The sequence below is a fragment of the uncultured Victivallis sp. genome (assembly GCF_944391105.1).
Taxonomy (GTDB): Bacteria; Verrucomicrobiota; Lentisphaeria; order Victivallales; family Victivallaceae; genus Victivallis.
The window spans coordinates 18,323-37,166 of record NZ_CALXSK010000019.1 but is presented as its reverse complement, the minus strand read 5'-3'; the positions used below and the strand labels follow the sequence as shown (position 1 = coordinate 37,166).

The 18,844-nt window shown below is 60.7% G+C and carries 15 protein-coding genes; 7 read left to right on the top strand and 8 right to left on the bottom strand.

Annotated elements, in window-relative coordinates; all coding sequences use genetic code 11:
• Positions 1–7 precede the first annotated feature (7 nt).
• The 4 genes from clpX to Q0K10_RS07705 form a co-directional block, all read right to left on the bottom strand.
• A complete protein-coding gene (gene clpX / locus Q0K10_RS07720) occupies positions 8–1,351 on the bottom strand; it encodes an ATP-dependent Clp protease ATP-binding subunit ClpX (protein ID WP_294505436.1) in 1,344 nt (447 codons plus the stop codon).
• Between the two features lie 6 nt (positions 1,352–1,357).
• Positions 1,358–1,963, bottom strand: a complete 606-nt coding sequence (clpP, locus tag Q0K10_RS07715; RefSeq protein WP_294477174.1) for an ATP-dependent Clp endopeptidase proteolytic subunit ClpP — start codon at positions 1,961–1,963, stop codon at positions 1,358–1,360.
• Positions 1,964–2,126: 163 nt separating this feature from the next.
• On the bottom strand, positions 2,127–3,434 hold the full coding sequence (tig, locus tag Q0K10_RS07710; RefSeq protein WP_294505434.1) for a trigger factor: 1,308 nt from the start codon (positions 3,432–3,434) through the stop codon (positions 2,127–2,129).
• Positions 3,435–3,660: 226 nt separating this feature from the next.
• Positions 3,661–3,891, bottom strand: coding sequence for a NifU family protein (locus tag Q0K10_RS07705; protein WP_106055755.1), 231 nt, complete (start codon positions 3,889–3,891; stop codon positions 3,661–3,663).
• 246 nt (positions 3,892–4,137) lie between these two features.
• Here Q0K10_RS07705 and Q0K10_RS07700 point away from each other — a divergent pair, with 246 nt between their 5' ends.
• The gene (locus Q0K10_RS07700) at positions 4,138–6,978 is read left to right on the top strand and encodes a glycoside hydrolase family 2 TIM barrel-domain containing protein (protein ID WP_294505430.1); all 2,841 of its coding nucleotides are present in this window, start codon (positions 4,138–4,140) and stop codon (positions 6,976–6,978) included.
• Between the two features lie 21 nt (positions 6,979–6,999).
• Complete coding sequence (locus Q0K10_RS07695) at positions 7,000–7,896, top strand: hypothetical protein (RefSeq protein ID WP_294505428.1); 897 nt, start codon at positions 7,000–7,002, stop codon at positions 7,894–7,896.
• Here the strand turns inward: Q0K10_RS07695 and Q0K10_RS07690 are convergent.
• The 4 genes from Q0K10_RS07690 to Q0K10_RS07675 all read right to left on the bottom strand — a co-directional run bounded on the left by Q0K10_RS07690 (position 7,866) and on the right by Q0K10_RS07675 (position 12,235).
• Positions 7,866–9,005, bottom strand: a complete 1,140-nt coding sequence (locus tag Q0K10_RS07690; protein WP_294505426.1) for a hypothetical protein — start codon at positions 9,003–9,005, stop codon at positions 7,866–7,868. The two genes, Q0K10_RS07695 and Q0K10_RS07690, sit on opposite strands and share 31 nt — an antisense overlap.
• Positions 9,006–9,087: 82 nt before the next feature.
• On the bottom strand, positions 9,088–10,377 hold the full coding sequence (gene hisD / locus Q0K10_RS07685) for a histidinol dehydrogenase (RefSeq protein ID WP_294505424.1): 1,290 nt from the start codon (positions 10,375–10,377) through the stop codon (positions 9,088–9,090).
• Positions 10,374–11,225: a pantoate--beta-alanine ligase gene (panC, locus tag Q0K10_RS07680; protein WP_294505422.1), complete on the bottom strand. Its 852-nt coding sequence runs from the start codon at positions 11,223–11,225 to the stop codon at positions 10,374–10,376. The genes hisD and panC overlap by 4 nt, the downstream gene beginning before the upstream one ends.
• A gap of 2 nt (positions 11,226–11,227) precedes the next feature.
• Positions 11,228–12,235, bottom strand: coding sequence for a branched-chain amino acid aminotransferase (locus tag Q0K10_RS07675; protein ID WP_294505420.1), 1,008 nt, complete (start codon positions 12,233–12,235; stop codon positions 11,228–11,230).
• 265 nt (positions 12,236–12,500) lie between these two features.
• On the opposite strand from Q0K10_RS07675, the gene Q0K10_RS07670 reads away from it, so the two are divergent.
• The 5 genes from Q0K10_RS07670 (at position 12,501) to thrS (ending at position 18,785) form a co-directional block, all read left to right on the top strand.
• Positions 12,501–13,130, top strand: coding sequence for an OmpA family protein (locus tag Q0K10_RS07670; RefSeq protein ID WP_294505418.1), 630 nt, complete (start codon positions 12,501–12,503; stop codon positions 13,128–13,130).
• Positions 13,131–13,272: 142 nt separating this feature from the next.
• A complete protein-coding gene (metK, locus tag Q0K10_RS07665) occupies positions 13,273–14,469 on the top strand; it encodes a methionine adenosyltransferase (protein WP_294505416.1) in 1,197 nt (398 codons plus the stop codon).
• A gap of 8 nt (positions 14,470–14,477) precedes the next feature.
• The gene (locus Q0K10_RS07660) at positions 14,478–15,500 is read left to right on the top strand and encodes an adenosine kinase (RefSeq protein ID WP_294505414.1); all 1,023 of its coding nucleotides are present in this window, start codon (positions 14,478–14,480) and stop codon (positions 15,498–15,500) included.
• Position 15,501: 1 nt separating this feature from the next.
• Positions 15,502–16,908 (top strand): adenosylhomocysteinase, encoded by a 1,407-nt coding sequence (gene ahcY / locus Q0K10_RS07655; protein WP_294505411.1) that lies wholly within the window; start codon positions 15,502–15,504, stop codon positions 16,906–16,908.
• Between the two features lie 146 nt (positions 16,909–17,054).
• Positions 17,055–18,785 (top strand): threonine--tRNA ligase, encoded by a 1,731-nt coding sequence (thrS, locus tag Q0K10_RS07650; RefSeq protein WP_294505409.1) that lies wholly within the window; start codon positions 17,055–17,057, stop codon positions 18,783–18,785.
• Positions 18,786–18,844 lie beyond the last annotated feature (59 nt).

Sequence of the window (18,844 nt, the reverse complement as noted above, 5' to 3'; positions counted from 1 at the left end):
ATCCTTTTCAAGCCTGAGCTTTCTTCATCACGCGCCGCGTCACCGGTTTGACCGTGTCGGAGAGCAGTTTCGGGGCGGATTCCCCGCGCACCGCGTCCGCATCGACGACGCACCGCGTGACCCCTTCCGCAGAGGGCGCTTCGAACATCACATCGGTCATGAGCTCCTCAAGAATCGCGCGAAGTCCGCGCGCTCCCGTCCCCCGCTGCACGGCCTTGTCGGCCAGCGCGATCAGAGCCTCGTCCGTGAATTCCAGCGTGACCCCCTCCATCGCGAGCAGCCGCTGGTACTGGCGGATCAGTGCATTTTTCGGCTCCTTCAGAATGCGGATGAGATCATTTCGCTCAAGCGGCTCGAGCGAAGTGACCACCGGCAGCCGCCCGACGAACTCCGGAATCAGCCCGAACCGGATCAAATCCTCCGGTTCGCACTTCGAATAGGGGTTCTTTTCGAGCTTTTCCGCAGCCTTCTCCGCCTTTTCCGCCTCATCGTCGATGAGCCGCTTGAAGCCGAGCACCTGCTTGCCGCAGCGTCTCTGGATGATCTTGTCGAGCCCCACAAACGCACCGCCGCAGATGAAGAGAATATTCGATGTGTCGATCCGGATGAACTCCTGCTGAGGATGTTTCCGCCCGCCCTGCGGCGGCACATTCGCGACCGTCCCTTCCAGGATTTTCAGCAGCGCCTGCTGCACCCCCTCGCCGGAGACGTCGCGCGTGATCGAAACGTTTTCCGTTTTACGCGCGATCTTGTCGATCTCATCGACGTAGATGATGCCGATCTGCGTGCGGTCGATATCGTTCCCGGAAGCCTGATAGAGCCGCAGAATGATGTTCTCGACATCCTCTCCGACATATCCCGCTTCGGTCAGCGTCGTCGCGTCGCAGATCGCGAACGGCACGTCGAGCAGCTTCGCGAGCGTCCGCGCGAGCAATGTCTTGCCGCTGCCGGTCGGCCCGAGCAGCAGGACGTTGCTCTTGTCGAGCTCGACGTCCTTGAACAGTTCGGCATTCGCCCTGCTGTGGATACCCGCCTGGGTCTGAAGCCGTTTGTAGTGATTGTGAACCGCCACGGCGAGCACCCGCTTCGCCCGCTCCTGACCGATGACGTAGGCGTCAAGTTCCGCCTTGATCGCCGCAGGGGTCGGAACCTTGAGATTCAGCACGGGCGGAACGTTCCGCTTCGCCTGCTTCTCCTGGCAGAGCGCCTCGTAACCGTTGCGGAGACAGTTCGAACAGATCGCGAGTCCCTCGTAACCGCTCGGAGCAAAGATCACCTGCGGTTCGTCACCTTCACGCGCACCGCAGAAGGCGCACATGAGCTTATTGTCGTTGCCGCGTTTCCCTGCCATGATCCGTTACTTCTCCTGAGAGGGTTTGGACACCACCTTGTCGACGATTCCGTACTTGACCGCCTCTTCCGCTCCCATGAAGAAGTCGCGCTCGGTATCCTTTTCGATCTTCTTGATCGGCTGTTTCGTGTGGGAGGAGATGATGCCGTTCAGCATCGACTTCAACCGAAGAATCTCCTTCGCCTGGATGTCGATGTCGGCGGCGGTTCCCTGCGCCCCGCCCCAGGGCTGGTGGATCATGATCCGGCTGTTCGGCAGCGCGAACCGTTTGCCCGCGGCGCCCGCGCAGAGCAGAACCGCCCCCATCGAGGCGCACTGCCCGACACAGTAGGTCTTCACGTCGCAGGAGAGAATCTGCATCGTATCATAAATCGCAAGTCCCGCCGTGACAGAACCTCCGGGGCTGTTGATGTAAAGGTCGATATCCTTCTTCGGATCTTCCGCCTGCAGGAACAGCAGCTGGGCGACCACGAGATTCGCGACATCGTCGTCGATCGGCGTACCCAGCAGAATGATCCGGTCCTTCAGCAGCCGGCTGTAAATATCGAAAGCTCTTTCGCCCTGACCAGTCTGCTCGACCACCATGGGAACCAGAAAAGAGTTGGCTTTCATTCCGTCACCTCATCAAGTTGTTTGGTTATGAACTCCACTTGCTCCGGCGCGTCACCGCGCCCCCCTTCCAAAAAAACCGTCAAACAGAAAAAGAGCCGCGTCGGGCCGTCCCTCGTCGGCAACGGTCCGCCACCCGGCTCTTTCAAAGTGCGCTTTGTGCTGCTTACTTCGTCGCCATTTCGGCGAGGTGGTTCAGCACTTTATTGCTGAGCATGTCCAGCTGAATGTCATCCATTCCGCCGTTTTTCTCGAGCATCGAGCGGAACTCTTTCTCTTTGTAGCCGTAGTAGCGGCTCATCTCCCGAAGCTGGGTATCGACCTCGTCGTCTTCGAGTTTGATGTTCTCGGCCTTCGCAATCCGCCGGAGGATGAAGGTGCGGCGCAGAGACTTCTTCGCCTCCTCCTCGGCCTTCTTCTTATTCTCTTCGAGAGCCGCCTTGAACTTCTCGGCGTCCTCTTCGCTCTTCACGACCTCGCGCGCCATCTTCTGAAGCTCCTTCTGAACTTCAGCCGCGAGGATCGACGGCGGCAGTTCGAATTCCGGAATCGCCTTGTCCAGCTCCTCGTAGATCTTTTCGACGGTCGCGTTGTGCTGTTTGGCGGCATTCTCCTGCTCCATCGCCTTGCGGAGCATATCGCGGAATTCGGCGACGGACTTCACGCGCGCTTTTTCCGCGAGCTCCTCATCGCTGAGCTCGGCGCGGCGCTGAATGCCTTCGACCTTGACCGTGTACTCCACCGTCTTGCCGGCGAGAGCCGCTTCGCGGTAATCGGCCGGATATTCGGCCTTGAACGTGTACTCCTTGCCGACTTCGGCGCCGGTCAGCGCAGCGGTACAGCCCGGAATCGTCTCCGGATCACTGAGCCACAGGAACGTACTCTCGGCCTCGACCTGCCGCTTCAGAGCGGCGGAGGCGTCTTCCGGAAGAGCGAAGTCGCTCTTGTAGCTCACCTTGAGCATGTCGTCCTTCTGAGCCGGGCCGTTCACTTCGGTGTAGTTGCCGTACATCGTCCGATAGAATTTCACACGTTCGTCGATCTGCTCGTCGGTCACGGCGTCAAGCTCCTCCTTGACCTTGATCGCCTTGTAGTCGGTCAGTTCGAACTCCGGCGCGGTATCCACTCCGAGCGTGAACTTGAACTCCTGGTCGAACTCAAGCTTCGGTTCGCCCTCAATGCCGCAGGTCACAAGATCAAGCGACCCGTCCTTGCCCGCGAGTTCGAACGCGGCATAGATGATCTTCCGCTCAAGTTCCTGACGAATCTCATTGGCGTATTTGCTCTTGAGCATCGCAGCCGGCGCTTTGCCCTGGCGGAATCCCGGAATGGAGACCGCATACGCAAATTCGCGGAGCACCTTGTCCAGTTCACTTTTGACGGTCTCTGCCGGAACAACGAAATCCAACTCCTTGCGGCAGGGCTGCTTGGAACGCACTTCCATCTGCATGGAATCTACGAGACTCTTCGCCATCTGAATCAAACCTTTCTTTTCTAAGCCGTCCGGCTGCTCTGTTCCGAACATCCGACTGCGGCCGGGCTTTGCATTACCTTTTCAAACTCTTACAGATACAGAGCAATTAATGTAACACCCGTTTTTCCGTTTTTCAAACGAAAAAAAAGAAAAAACGGGCACACCTCCAAAAAAACGGCACTCCATCAGGGGAGCGCCGGATTTTCTCCATATCCTGGAAAAGGCGTTAAAGAACCCGTTCGATCACGATTTCCGGATCGATCTCCTCGCGCAGAATGCGTTCGAGCCCCCCCTTGATGGTCATGGCCGCATGGGGGCAGCCGCCGCAGGCGCCGCGCAGCCGAAGCTGAACCGTTTTCCCATCGATCCCGACGATTTCGAGATCGCCGCCATCCGCCTGCAGGTGCACTCTCAACTCTTCGAGCCGATCGGTGATTTTCTTGCTGAGGTCGTCCATAATATGTCGCTCCCGGTGTTACTGGTGAATGGGCCTTCGCCGCGGGACGTCTCCCATATTCCAGTCTCCGCGCCCGGCCCGATGTCTGCTTATGTCAAACAGTATATGCCGGGAACATGGAAAAATCAAGCTGCCGGATGAAAAATCGCATTTTTTTCATCGGTTTTCGTCCGACAGGGGTTGCAAATCCACTCCCCGGCCGTTCCATTAATCAACAAAGACGAAATGGAGTCACCCGGAAAAATCATGAACCAACTGACTGAACTGCTGGAAAATCCCGCCGTGTTCGGGATTCATAAACTTTCTCCCCGCGCCACCTCCTGGCCGTCGAAGCGGACGGAACTTGCCCCCGGAGAATTCCTCTATGATGTCGATGACTGGCGCCTCACACTCGACGGCAGCTGGAAGTTGCACTGGTCGCCGACGCCGGATGGCCGGATCGACGGCTTCGAAGCTCCCGGTTTCCATGATTCCGCATGGAATCAGATCGAACTGCCGGCGAACTTCGAATGTGCCGGATTCGGCACGCCGATCTATTCGAACATCACCTATCCGTTTCGCTGCGCTCCTCCGCATGTGATGGAGGAGCCTCCGCACGACTGGACCACATTCGTCGAGCGCAATCCGACCGGGCAGCTGCGCAGAACCTTCGACCTCCCCCCCGAATGGCAGGGCCGCCGCACGGTCATCCACTTCGCGGGCGTGCAGAGCGCCTTCCGGCTCTGGATCAACGGAATGTTCGTCGGATACAGCGAGGATTCGATGGGACCGGCCGAGTTTGACATTACGCAACTCCTTCATGCCGGAAGCAACCTCGTTGCGCTGGAGGTGTACAAGTATTCGAGCGGAAGCTATCTGGAGGATCAGGATTTCTGGCGTCTCTCCGGCGTTTTCCGCAGTGTGTTTCTCTATTCGACGGCGCCGGTTTTTCTCGCCGACGTGGTGATTTCCGCCGATCCGGAGCGTCGCACAGTGCGGGCGGCATGTGAAATTTCCGGATGGAGCGACGCATGTTCGCTTGAACTTTGCGTACGAACTTCCTCCGGAAAAACCGTTGCGCGGGTCTCCGGAGGAACGACGCTCGAAGCCCGGCTCGAACAGATCGAACTCTGGAGCGCCGAAACGCCGAATCTTTATTGCGCGACGCTCGTTCTGCGCCGCGGCGGAGAGATCCTCGACATCCGCCACTTCCGCACCGGATTCCGCTCGATCGAGATCCGCAACCGGACATTTCTGTTCAACGGGAAGCCGATCAAGTTCCACGGCGTGAACCGCCATGAACTCGATCCCCGGCGCGGCCGGGCCGTCACCCGGGAGGGGATGATCCGCGATATCGAGATGATGAAGGCGGCGAATCTTGACGCGGTGCGGTGCAGCCACTACATGAACCATCCGCTCTGGTACGAACTCTGCGACCACTACGGCCTTTACGTGATCGACGAGGCGAATGTCGAAAGCCACGAGCTCTCCTATCACGCCTGCGTGCTCCCCGGCGACGATCCGGCCTGGACGCCTGCCGTGGTCGACCGCGCCGACCGGCTCGTCAGGACCGACCGGAACTCGGTTTCGATCACGATCTGGTCGCTCGGCAACGAGGCGGGATTCGGCACCGCGTTCGAAGCGATGGCCGCGCGCATCCGCGAACTTGATCCACGTCCGATCCAGTATGCCGACATGAACGTCGTCGCCGATTTCGACAGTCAGACCTACCCGACGCCGCACTGGCTCGCGGAGTATTCAAAGGACAACGCGATCCGCATTGGCGAACACGGCGAGATTCCGCACCCGCGCCAGCATGGACCGAACCCGAGTACGAAACCATTCATCATGAACGAATACGCGCATGCAATGGGAAACAGCACCGGGAATTTTCAGGAGTACTGGGATGTGATTGCGCGTCACAATTGTCTCGCGGGGGGCTTCATCTGGGAGTGGTGTGAACATGCGCTCGCATTGCCGGGAGGCGGTTACGGTTACGGCGGCGACTTCGGCGACCGCCCGAACGACGGAAATTTCTGCTGCGACGGCCTTGTGCGTTCGGATCGAACGCCGAATCCCGGCCTCGCGGAGGTGAAATGGGTGCATCAACCGCTGACGGCGTCGCTCGACCGTGTCGCACGGACGATCACGCTGACGTTGCGGAGAAGTTTCCGCTCAAGCGCCGGAGAGCCGCTCGTCTGGAGCCTTCTCCGGAACGGCGAAGAGGCCGCCTCGGGCGCCTGGGATTTCATTCTGGCCCCCGGTGAATCAAAGCGTGTACCGTACCCGGCGGAGCTGCCGGAGACGGGCGAACTTTTCTGGCGGATCGCACTCGGGGCGTCCGCCGAAATCGAGCTGCCGCTCGGCGGGGAACCCACGTTCACTCTCTTTCCCGATCCGAATCCGCTGTGGAGCGAGCCGGAAGAAGCCGATGAGGCCGTTGCGCCGGATCTCCCCTGCATGGAACCGCCGGAAATTGTCCTCGACCGCGCCGAAACCGACAACGACCGCGGCTGCGGATTCGATCGACGCACCCGGACACGCCGCCCCGGAGATTTCCGCAGCTTCCTCGTCTGGAAACGGACGGAGGACGGCGCGCTCGCCGAACTCGTGTTCGATCCCGAACCCGCCTGCCCCGAAGTCGCCCGGGTCGGGTTGCGGCTCGTGCTGCCGAAGCCGGCCGTGGCGCGCCTGGAGTGGTACGGCCGCGGCCCGCACGAGGCGTATTGCGACCGCAAACACTCCGCCCTGGTCGGCCGGTACGGAACGGATGCACCGGAGAAACTCTGCACGCCCTACACGCGACCGCAGGAGAACGGGCAGCGGATCGACGTCCGGATTCTCACGCTTGTCTCGGCATCGGGGGAGCAAATGGAGATCACCTCGGACCGTCTGTTCGGTTTCACGCTGCGGCCTTACCGTGCCGCGTCGCTGGAGCGGGCGCGCCACGCCGGAGAGCTGCATGACGAAGGGATCTGGGAACTTACCCTCGATCACGTGCAGCGCGGCGTCGGCGGAGACAACAGCTGGAGCCTCGATGTTCACGACCCCTGCCGCGTCCCGAACCGGAAGATCGAAACGCGTTTCCGGTTCCGGCGCAAGTCATAACAAATTCCGGAGGAAATCAAAATGACGTTTTGTGATACAGTCGCTTATCGGAACTGGAAGAACTGCCTGCGCCTCTCAAACGGGACAGTCGAACTGATCGTTTCCGTCGGGCTCGGCCCCCGCATTCTCTGCTACCGCCGGATCGACGGCGGCGTGAATTTCATGAAGAATTTCGACGAAGAGATGGCCGACGTGAAACCGGATGAGTGGCAGAGCTACGGCGGCCACCGTCTCTGGCATGCGCCGGAGGTGTGGCCGCGCACCTACTACCCCGACGTGGATCCGGTCGAACACAGCTGGGACGGACGGACGCTCTTCCTCAAATGTGCGACGGAACGCACCACCGGACTGCGCAAGGAGATCGATATCTGCCTCCTCGGCAGCGGGAGCGGCGTCGTTCTGCGCCACCGCATCTTCAACGAAAATCCGTGGGCGGTCACATTCGCGCCGTGGTGTCTGACCGTCATGGCCGAAGGCGGTGAACTCGTCGTTCCGCAGGAACCCTATGTGCCGCACGGCAAAGAACCGGACGAATCGTTCGAATACGCCCGCCCGGTCGTTCTCTGGCGGTTCACGAAAATGGCGGATCCGCGCTTCACCTGGGGGGACGACTTCATCCGGATGCGTCAGGACAACCGGTACGTCTCCAAGCAGAAATTCGGCGCAACCGTGAAGCCGGGCTGGGCCGCGTATGATCTCGCGGGCGAGCGTTTCGTGAAACACTTTCCATACGATCCAACTGCGACCTATCCGGACGGCGGCTGCAATGCGGAGTTCTTCACGATGCCCGGATTCCTCGAGATCGAGTCGCTCGGACCGCTCGCTCCGGTCGAACCCGGCAAATGTGCCCGGCTCGATGAACGGTGGGAGATTCAGCCGGCTCCGGATCAGCGCGCGAGCGAGAGCACCGTTTCGTAATAGAGAAGGCGCCGCCGGGCGTCAGATACCGCTCCGGGCAGATCTGCGGCTTCAAAGACGCGAATCGCTTCCGCCTGGAGCTTTTTCGCCTCTTCGAGCTTTCCCAAGCGGTAGGCGAGCAGCGCCTGCGTATTCAGGCATGAGCCGCGCAACGCCCCCTGCGCATCGGTCTTCAGCAAAGTCCGGGCGCGTTCCGTGAGAACCCTGGCGCTCTTGAGCGCTTCCGGCTCGTCCGGCTGGCGGGTCAGGAGCATCCACGCCATCTGATTGTCGGCATCAGGATCGTTTTTCACCGCCTCGGTATAGGCGCGGACGACCGCCTCGTTCTGCGAGGCGAGCTGCGGATTGCGGGCAATGAGGTTCATCGCCTCGAAGTAGAGCCGGGTCACCTTCGGTGCAAGTTTGATCTGCGACTGAACAAGTTTCAACGCTTCGGCGGCGCGGCCGTTGCTTTCGAGCACGAAAAGCCGGATCCGCAACGCGGTCGGCTGGCCTGGTTCGATCCGGAAGATGGAGTCAACGAGTCTCCGCATTCTCGATTCATTGTCGCCGCGCAGCAGGGTCGGGAGTTCATCGAGCAGCGGGGAGAGTTTCCGCTGTGCATCGCGGTCGAGCGTGCCGTCGAGACACTTCTGCAGCGCCTCCCCGAGATAGGCCGCCTCCCCGCTCCAGACGATCTCCCCCTCCCTGTCCGCAACAAAAGCCAACGGGAGAAGCAGACTGCTGCCGATGTATTTCGGCGTCAGCGTCCGTTTGGTGTCGACCCCGAAACTCGCGGTGAAGTCCGGGCGCCGTTTGAGCAGTTCTTTCACATCGGTTTCGGAGTCCGGAGTCACGACTGCGAAACGCACCCTGTTCGCAAATGTGCGTCGGAGAAAATTCAGCAGCGTGAGCGTATCGTCCGTATTCTGGGCGCGGGTCAGCAGAAACACCACCACCTTGAACTCGGGGTCGCCGGGCGACGGGTTCTCCGGCGGCAGCATCGCAAGCGGAGCGCCCTGCACCCAGTTCACCCCGATCAGCTCCTCGACCGGATCGCCCGGGCGCAGTGCGAACGCCTCGGCCGCCGCCAGAAGTGCGGCCGCAAACAGCAGAATTTTTTTCTCCATACAGAATTCCTCCGGAAAAACGAAATATTTTGAGTTCTGAATAAATATACTCCGCCTTTCCGGGCAGTCAAGCTCAACCCGGCTACTTCACCCGGATCGTTCCGGCGCGCCCGTGGGCGGCGAGTCCCTCCATTTCACCGAAACACTCGACGATGCCGACCTCCCGGCGCAGTGCGGACTCCTCATATTTCACGAGGCTCGTGCGCCGGAAGAATCCGGCCGTTTCAAGCCCGTTGAAGTAACGGGCGCTTGAGGCGGTCGGCAGCACGTGCGACGGCCCGGCACAGAAGTCGCCGATCGGCTCCGGCGTCCACGGCCCGAGGAAAATCGCCCCCGCGGCAGTGATTTTCGCGGCGACCGCTTCCGGATTTTCGGTCTGGATTTCGAGGTGCTCCGGCGCATAGGCGCTCGCTATGCGGGCGGCCTGTTCAAGGTCGGCGGCATGGATCAGGAAGACGCCGTGCTCTTCGACACGTTCGATCGTCGCGATGCGCGGCAGCGTCGCCTTCTGACGCCGGAACGCGGCCTCCACCCGTTCGATCATCGCGCGGTCGGTCGTGACCAGCACCGCCTGCTCGAGTCCGGATCCGTGTTCGGCCTGGCTCAGCAGGTCGGCCGCGATGAACTCCGGATTCGCGTGGGCGTCCGCGATGACGAGAATCTCCGAGGGACCCGCAACCATATCGATCGCGACCCGGCCGTACAGCAGCTTCTTGGCCGCAGTCACGTAGGCGTTGCCGGGGCCGACGAGTTTTTCAACCCGGCGGATCGACTCCGTCCCGAGCGCGAGCGCCGCGACGCCGTAGACGCCGCCGAGCCGCAGAATCTCAGTCACCCCCGCCCGACGCATCGCATAGAGCACGGCCGGATGAACCTTCCCCTCCCGGTTCGCCGGGGTGGTCGCCACGATTTCGCGGACTCCCGCCGCCCCCGCGATCCCCGCCGTGTGCAGCACGGTCGAGACCAGCGGCGCCGTGCCGCCCGGAATGTAGACGCCGACACGATCCATCGGCGTGAATTTCTCACCGAGCGTCACCCCGGGGCGCGGCGAAGCGCTCCACGGGCGCGGCAGCGTCGCCAGAGCGAAATCGCGCACCTGGAAGAGCGCCGTATCGATCGCTTTCTTCTCCCGTTCCGAAAGCAGCTGTTCCGCTTCGTCGATCTCCTCCTCCGTCACCCGGAAGCGGGACGGATCAAGTTCGGTGTGATCGAATTTCGCGGCATATCGGACGATGGCGGCGTCTCCCTCTTTCCGGACATCCTCGATGATGGCCGCAACCTGGGATTCGATCTCCGGCGGGTAGCCGGGACGGTCCGCCAGCGCCCGCAGTTCCTCTTCAAAACCGGGAGCGTTGTAATAAAGTTTCTTCATCGTTTCACCCATACGAGAGTGTTGTCGATCAGTCGCGTTTTGCCGAAGTAGACGGCCAGCGCGACGAGCAGGTCTGCAGATTTTTCCGTCGGCGGTTCAAGGGTCGAGGCGTCGAGCGCTTCGACGTAATCGATCCGCCCGCCCGCCTTTTCGATCTCATGCCGCATCGCCTCGAGTACGGCGGGAATCGCTTCGATCCCCCCCTCGATCAGCGCCGGCCGCGCGGCGTCGAGCACGCGCGAGAGCACGACCGCCCGCTCTTTTTCATCTTCGGAGAGATAGGCGTTGCGCGACGAGAGCGCCAGTCCGCTGTGTTCGCGGATCAGCGGAGCAGCGATGATCTCCACCGGGAAGTTCAAATCCCGCACCATGCGTTTGATGACCAGCAGCTGCTGCGCGTCTTTCATGCCGAAGACGGCGTAGTCGGGCAGCGCGAGGTTGAACAGCTTGGCCACCACGGTCGTGACGCCGCGGAAGTGGCCGGGCCGCCGTGCGCCGCAGAGCGGCCGGGAGAGTCTGGTCTCCTCCACGAAGGTCGAGGCGTCCGGAGCGTACATCACACCGGGTTCCGGAGCGAAGACCGCGTCCGCGCCGTGCTCTTCACAGAGTTTCGAATCGCGCTCGAAATCGCGCGGATATTTGTCGAGGTCCTCGGTCGGCCCGAACTGGATCGGGTTCACGAAGATCGAGACGATCACGATATCGGCTTTCTGCCGGGCGATGTCGATCAGCGACAGATGCCCGGCATGCAGATACCCCATGGTCGGAACCAGCGCGGTCGTTTTGCCCGACCGCTTGTTCGCAAGCGCATACGCCTGCAACTCGGCAGGCGTTCTGAAGATCTTCATGATTAAATCTCCACCAGCCACCCGTGTTTGTCCGGACGGGCGCCGTCCTGGATGCCGGTCATTTCGTCGTAGAGCTTCTTCAAATGCGGACCGATCTCCGTAAGATGGTAGTCGATCACCTTGTCACCGTCGAAGATGCGGCCGACCGGGGTGAGCACCACGGCGGTGCCGCAGGCGGCGACCTCCGCGAAATCGGGGAGTTCCGAGGCGCGGATCTTCCGCCGCTCGACCGGCATGCCGAGATCGGCCGCGATGGTCATGAGCGACTTGTTCGTGATCGAAGCGAGAATCGAGTCGGAGAGACTCGTGACGTATTTGCCGTCTTTCGTGATCGCAAGGAAGTTGCTTGTTCCGAATTCATCGACGAAGGTGTGGGTCGCCGGGTCGAGGAAGAGCGCCACCGCGCATCCCTTCTCTTTGGCCTGCTTGCTGGAGATCAGGCTTGCGGCGTAGTTGCCCGCCGCCTTGATGTGGCCGGTTCCGTGCGGCGCGGCGCGGTCGTAGTCGCGCGAAATCATCGCGTCGACCGGCTTGATGCCTCCCTTGTAGTAGGCGCCGACCGGGACGACCATGATGACGAGTTCATACTCAAGACTCGAACCGACGCCGATCTGCGGAGTCGTTCCGAACATCACGGGACGGATGTAGAGTGCGCCGCCGGTGCCGTAGGGCGGAACGTAATCGATGTTGTCACGCACGACGGTCTTGACCGCTTCGACGAATTTTTCAACCGGAAATTCAGGCATGAGCAGATGGGCCGCGGAACGATTCAGACGGATGCCGTTTTCATCCGGGCGGAAGATGCGGACCTTGCCGTCCTTGCAGCAGAACGCCTTGCCGCCTTCGAAGATCGCCTGTCCGTAGTGGAGCGCATTGGCCGCGACGCTGATGCTGATGTCGTAGCTGTTGTACAGCTTGCCGTCATCCCATTTCCCGTCGGCGTAGTGAAACCGGATATTGCTCCGGGTCGGCATGAATTTGAATCCGAGGTTCTCCCAATCGATATCCATGATCTGCTGTCCTCCCTATCTGCATTTACAGGATGTTACAGAGGAAAATATAGCAGAGTTGCGTTGCAATATCAAGGTTTTTTTTGAAGTTTGGGGGCAAATGCGGGAGGATTTTCCGTCCCGGCGCCGCTGCGCGGCCGGAATTCATAAAAAAAAACCGCTTTTGTCGGAAAATCATTGGAAATTTTTTATTTCAAGTCTATGTTATGAGAAAACGGGTTGTCATTGGTTTTCGGAGACTTATTTCCAGAGAGGAACAACAGTTATGATGAAGCATCTTTTCGGTTCGGCGCTTGCGCTCGCGATTCTCGGATTCGGAACAGCCGGCTGCGGTCTTTTCAGCAACGAAACCCCGGCGGAGGCGACCACCCCGGTGGAGGAGGCGTACGCGGATCCCGGTTTCGGCATGAACAACACCGGTCTCAACGGCGTCCCCGGCGATTCGTTCGGCAACGGACCGTCCGGCTGGGCTCCGGGTGCGACCGATGCGGGAATCGACTCCGTCGCCGGGAACGGCTCCGACTGGGTTGAGGCCGATCCGGCCAACCGGCTCAACATGCCGATCATCTATTTCGCTTATGACTCGGATGTGCTCGTCCCCTCGGAGCAGGCGAACCTCGACCGCATCGCCCAGTATCTCCAGGCGAATCCGTCGCTCGGACTCGTGATCGAAGGTCACTGCGACCAGCGCGGCACCGAGGAGTACAACCGCGCGCTCGGCGAACGCCGGGCAAATGCGATCCGCGCTTATCTCGCCGGCTGCGGCGTTGCCGACGCGCGGATGAGAACCCTCAGCTACGGCAAGGACAAGCCGGCGGTCGAGGGCACGGGCGAAGCGGTCTGGGGGCAGAACCGTCGCGGCGTTCCGGTCCCGATGCGGATGCCGCAATATTGATCATGACGAACCGCATGATGTTCGTTCTTGACTCTTTCTGACGTTTTGAACTTCGCTCGTCCGACCGCATTCGCGGTCGGTCGGGCTTTTTATGTATGAAATAAAAATGCAATAAATCTTTAAATATCAGGAGTTTATGTAAATGAGCAAAATTCATGCCGATCATGTTTTCACCTCCGAATCGGTTTCGGAGGGGCATCCCGACAAGGTGTGTGATCAGATTTCCGATGCGATCCTCGACGCCTGCCTCGCGCAGGATCCCGAGAGCCGGGTTGCCTGTGAGACGCTGACCACGACGAATCTCGTCGTCATCTCCGGTGAGATCACGACGAAAGCGAAAGTCAACTGGCAGGAGGTCGCTCTCGACGCGGTCCGCAAGATCGGTTACAATGAGCATGGTGTCGGTTTCTGCGCCGATGATGCGAAGGTGATGATCTGCATCCACAAGCAGTCTCCGGACATCTCGCAGGGCGTGACCGAAGGTCAGGGCCTCTTCACCGAGCAGGGCGCCGGCGACCAGGGAATGATGTTCGGTTACGCGTCGAACGAGACGCCCGCCTACATGCCGGCGCCGATCTATTATGCGCACAAGATCGTCGAGGAACTCGCGCGGCTGCGCCACACCGATCCGGAGAACTACCGTTACCTGCGGCCCGACTCGAAGAGCCAGGTTTCGATCCGCTACTCCAAAGGCAAGCCGGTTGCGCTGACCGCGGTCGTGGTTTCGCACCAGCACACGCCGGACATGGACATCAAGTGGCTGGAAACTCTCGTCAAGGAAGTTGTGAAAAAGGTTGTTCCGGCCGAGCTGCTGAATGACGACATTGTGTATTATGTCAATCCGACCGGCCGGTTCGAGATCGGCGGTCCGCACGGCGACACCGGCTTGACCGGCCGCAAGATCATCGTCGACACCTACGGCGGCGTCGGCAGCCACGGCGGCGGCGCGTTCTCCGGCAAGGATCCTTCGAAAGTCGACCGTTCGGCCGCCTACATGTGCCGTTACATCGCGAAGAACATCGTCGCGGCAGGACTTGCGGACAAGTGTGAAATTCAGGTTGCCTACGCCATCGGCGTGGCCGAACCGCTTTCGATCAATGTCGACACCTACGGTACCGGCAAGCTCAAGAACGAACAGGATCTTGAGAAGGTCGTCCGCAAGGTGTTCAGCCTGAAGCCGGCGGCGATCATCCAGACGCTCGGGCTCAAGCATCCGGGCAACGGCTGGTGCTACGCGGACACGGCGGCCTACGGTCACTTCGGCCGTTCGCAGTTCCCGTGGGAGAAGCTCGACAAGGTCGAAGAACTCAAGGCCGCCGCCGCGGAATATCTGAAGTAATCAAGATCATGGGAATTCTGAACGGACGCAACTCCGCGGACGGCGGGGAATTCCGGCTGCTCGGCGTCGGGTCGCCGCTGCTGGACATCCTCGTACCGGTCGATGACGCGTTTCTCGAAACCGTCCCCGGCGAAAAGGGGGGGATGGTCATGGTCGAGCCGGAGTTTCAGGAGGAGGTTCTGCGGCGGCTGCCGTCGGAGCCGCGGCTTGTGCCGGGCGGTTCGGCGGGCAACACGATCTTCGGGCTCGCGCGCCTCGGGATTCCGGTCGCGATGTTCGGCAAGCTCGGCACAGATGAGAAAGGTTGTTTTTACCGCCGCCGGCTGCGGGAGCTCGGGGGATCCGACGAGGAGTTCATTGCGACCTCGGAGCTGCCGACCGGGACGTGTCTCTCGATGATCACGCCCGATGCGGAGCGCACGATGCGTTCGGCGCTGGCCGCCTCGCTGCTCGTGCGGCCCGAGGAGGCCGCCGCGGTCGATTTTTCGAAGTACGATTTTGTCTATATCGAAGGATATATGTTCTATTCGGCGGTCATGCCGACCGTGCTGCGGAAGGCGAAGGAGGCGGGTTGCCGGATCGGAATCGACCTGGCTTCGTTCGAAGTGGTCCGGGATTTCCGCGAGAGTCTGCCGTCGATTCTGAAGGAGTACGTCGACGTGATTCTCGCAAACGAGGAGGAGGCGGCCGCGCTGCTCGGGGAGATGTCGGTCGAGGAACGGCTTGAACGTCTTGCCTCATGGTGCGACGTCGCCGCCGTGAAGCTCGGACGGAAAGGCGCGCTCGTGAAGTCCGGAAACGAAACCGTGCGGATCCCGGCGCAGCTCGTCGAAAATCCGGTGGATACGACCGCCGCCGGCGACCTCTGGGCGACGGGGTTTCTCTACGGGCTCTGCCAGGGAAAGAATCTGGCGGAAGCGGCCTATTACGGTGCGCTCGTGAGTTCCGAGGTGGTCAAGGTGGTCGGCTCCGAAATTCCGGAAGAGCGCTGGAGCTATATCAGAAGCAGGATGCAGGAAGGAACCAATTGAGATGGAATACAAGGTGAAAGACATCAATCTGGCCGACTTCGGCCGGAAAGAGATTGAAATTGCCGAGCAGGAGATGCCCGGACTCATGGCGACCCGCGCGAAATACGGTCCGCAGCAGCCGCTCAAAGGCGTCAAGATCATGGGAAGTCTGCACATGACGATCCAGACGGCCGTGCTCATCGAGACGCTCAAGGCGCTCGGCGCGGACGTCCGCTGGGCGAGCTGCAACATCTTTTCGACGCAGGATCACGCGGCGGCGGCGATCGCGGCCGACGGGGTGCCGGTCTTTGCCTGGAAGGGCGAGACGCTTGAGGAGTACTGGGAGTGCACCTACCGGGCGATGACCTGGCCGGACGGTTCCGGGCCGGACCAGATCGTCGACGACGGCGGCGACGCGACGCTGCTGATCCACCGCGGGTATGCGGCGGAGAACGATCCGTCGATTCTCGATGTGCCGACCGATGTGGCGGAACTTGCGATCATCAATGCGCTGCTCAAGCGGGTGCTTGCGGAGGATCCGCAGCACTGGCACAAGGTTGCCGCGAACGTGAAGGGCGTCTCGGAGGAGACCACTACGGGCGTCCACCGGCTCATTCAGATGCAGGCGAAAGGTGAACTGCTCTTTCCGGCGATCAACGTGAACGATTCGGTCACGAAGAGCAAGTTCGACAACATCTACGGCTGCCGCCACAGCCTGACCGACGGAATCAAGCGTGCACTCGACGTGATGCTTTCCGGCAAGACGGTCATGGTCTGCGGCTACGGCGACGTGGGCAAGGGGTGCGCCGAGGCGCTGCACAACGAACGCGCCCGGGTGCTGGTGAGCGAGATCGATCCCATTTGCGCGCTTCAGGCCTGCATGGCCGGTTTCCAGGTCTGCACGGTCGAGGATGCGCTGCCGCAGGCGGACCTTTTCGTCACGACCACCGGCAACTGCCGGATCATCACGGCTGAGCACATGGCGAAGATGAAAGATCAGGCGATCGTCTGCAACATCGGTCATTTCGACGACGAGATCGAAGTTGCGCGGCTCGAAAGCTGGCCCGGCATCAAAAAGACGGTCATCAAAGGCAGCGAGTGTCCGGTCAGCCGTTTCACGTTCCCGGACGGGCACAGCATCTATCTGCTGGCGGAGGGGCGGCTCGTGAACCTCGGCTGCGCGACGGGACATCCGTCGTTCGTGATGTCGAACAGCTTCACGAACCAGACGCTCGCTCAGATCGACATCGCCCGCAGCAAGGATCGGAAAGTCGGCGTCTACCTGATCGAGAAAAAGCTCGACGAAGAGGTTGCGCGGCTTCACCTTGAGAAACTCGGCGCGAAGTTGACGAAACTTACTCCGGAGCAGGCCGCCTACATCGGCGTTCCGGTTGACGGGCCTTACAAGCCGGAGAGTTATCGTTACTGAGAGATGCCGGGAAGGGAGAACAGAATGAATCGGAACTTGACCAAGAGAGGAATCCCCCGCGTCACCGACGCGGGCGTGACCGGCGGCCGCGGATGACGTTTATTTCGTGCAGGCAGTAAGAAGTTTGGAATGGAAGGTTTACGAAAATGAGTGATTATCCTCTTGAGACGATCCGCCACAGCGCGGCGCATGTGATGGCCGCGGCGGTTCAGAAACTGTATCCCGATGCGAAATTCGACATCGGTCCGGCGACCGAGAACGGGTTCTACTACGATTTCGACATGGAGCACCGCCTCGTCAACGAAGACCTGAAAGAGATCGAGAAACAGATGAAGAAGCTGATCGGCCGCAAGCTGCCGTTCGAGCACTTCGAGCTTCCCCGCGACGAGGCGCAGAAAATGCTGACCGAGGCGGGCCAGCCCTACAAGCTCGAACGTCTCGCGGACATTCCCGAGGGGGAGAAGATCGGCTTTTACCGGACGGGCGACTTCGTCGATCTCTGCCGCGGGCCGCACGTCTCGAATACCGGCGACATCGGCGCGGTGAAGCTGCTGTCCATTGCGGGCAGCTACTTCCGCGGAGACGAGAAGAACAAGATGCTCCAGCGCATTTACGGGACCGCGTTCGCGACCGAGGCGGAACTCAAGGAGCACATCCGCATGCAGGAGGAGGCGGCGAAACGCGACCACCGCAAACTCGGCCAGGAGCTCGATCTCTTCAGCTTTTCCGAGAACGTCGGACCGGGGCTCGTGCTCTGGCATCCGAAAGGGGCGTTCATCCGGCACACATTTGAGACTTTCTGGAAGGAGGAGCACTACAAGAACGGGTATCAGCTGCTCTACACGCCGCACATCGGCCAGAGTGTGCTCTGGGAGACGAGCGGACACCTCGACTTCTACCGGGAGAGCATGTATTCGGCAATGAAGATCGACGAAAAGGATTATTTTGTCAAGCCGATGAACTGCCCGTTCCACATCGAGATCTACCAGTCGCGCCTGCGCTCCTACCGGGAGCTGCCGTTGCGCTGGGCGGAACTCGGGACGGTCTACCGTTATGAGAAGTCCGGAGCGCTGCACGGCTTGCTGCGTGTGCGCGGGTTCACGCAGGACGACTCGCACATCATCTGCACGCCGGAACAGATCGAGGATGAGATCGCCGAGGTGCTGCGGTTCAGCCTCTACATCTGGAACTGCTTCGGGTTCAAAGATATCAAGCCGTATCTGTCGACGCGTCCTGCGAAGGCGGTTGGCGAGCCGGAGCGGTGGGAGAAGGCGATCACCTCGCTGCGGAAAGCAGTTGACAAGCTCGGTCTCGACTGTGAAGTCGACGAGGGCGGCGGTGCATTCTACGGGCCGAAGATCGACCTGAAGGTGAAGGATGCGATCGGCCGCGAATGGCAGACCGCGACGATCCAGTTCGACTTCAATCTGCCGGAACGGTTCGACATGACCTACATCGGCGAGGACGGGAAAAAGCACCGTCCGTTCATGGTGCACCGTGCGCTGATGGGTTCGCTCGAGCGTTTCTTCGGAATTCTGATCGAGCAGTACGCGGGAGCGTTCCCGCTGTGGCTTGCGCCGGAGCAGGCACGGGTGCTGCCGGTTTCGGAGAAACAGCTCGACTACGCGAAGAAGCTCGAACTCGAGCTGCGGCAGAAGGGATTCCGGGTCGAAACCGACGTGCGCGCGTCGAGCCTCGGGGCGAAGATCAAGGATGCACGCAACGAGCGCATTCCGTATCTGCTCGTGGTCGGCGAGCGCGAGGCGGCGGACGGAACGGCGGCGGTCCGGAACCGCCGGGAAGGGGAACTCGGGACGCTTTCCGTCGAACAACTTGCGGAAAAAATGCGTTACGAGGTTGAAAATAAGATCGTTTGAAGTATTGTATTCGGATACGACAATTCGCGCCGGGGGGTGCCCGGCGCGGAAAAAATAGC